This is a genomic window from Streptomyces sp. NPDC059875, assembly GCF_042731085.1.
Taxonomy (GTDB): domain Bacteria; phylum Actinomycetota; class Actinomycetes; order Streptomycetales; family Streptomycetaceae; genus Streptomyces.
In genome coordinates this window covers 1-382 of sequence record NZ_JBHWJZ010000078.1, presented here as the reverse complement: position 1 = coordinate 382, position 382 = coordinate 1, and the positions used below count along the sequence as shown (strand labels likewise).

General features: G+C 69.6%; 1 pseudogene. It reads left to right on the top strand.

Features of this window, described 5'->3' with window-relative positions:
* Positions 1-341 (top strand): annotated as a pseudogene (locus ACFV9D_RS38710) (hypothetical protein); the annotation flags it as partial.
* Positions 342-382: the final 41 nt, after the last annotated feature.

Genomic DNA, 382 nt, shown 5'->3' with positions numbered 1-382 from the left:
AGAAGCCGAAGGGTGGTATGCACACCGGCTCTGGGGCGCTGTCCCTGGTCGGCGGGGATGACTGGTCCAAGGACGAGCACGGCAAGAAGGACCACGACAAGCCGAAGGGTGGCATGCACACCGGCTCCGGGGCCCTGTCTCTCGTCAACGCCGACGACTGGAGCAAGGACAAGCAGAAGGAAGACGGCTACAAGCACGACAAGCCCAAGGGCGGCATGCACACCGGCGGAGGCGGCCTCGCGAGCAGCAGCACGAATGTGACCGGCGCCGTGGTGGTCGCGGGCGGACTGGCCGCATTCGTCCTCTACCGCCGTAGGAAGGCCGCCGGCGCGGCGTCGTGACGCGCAACCGGGCGCAGGGCCGCCTCCCGGAAGGCGGCCCC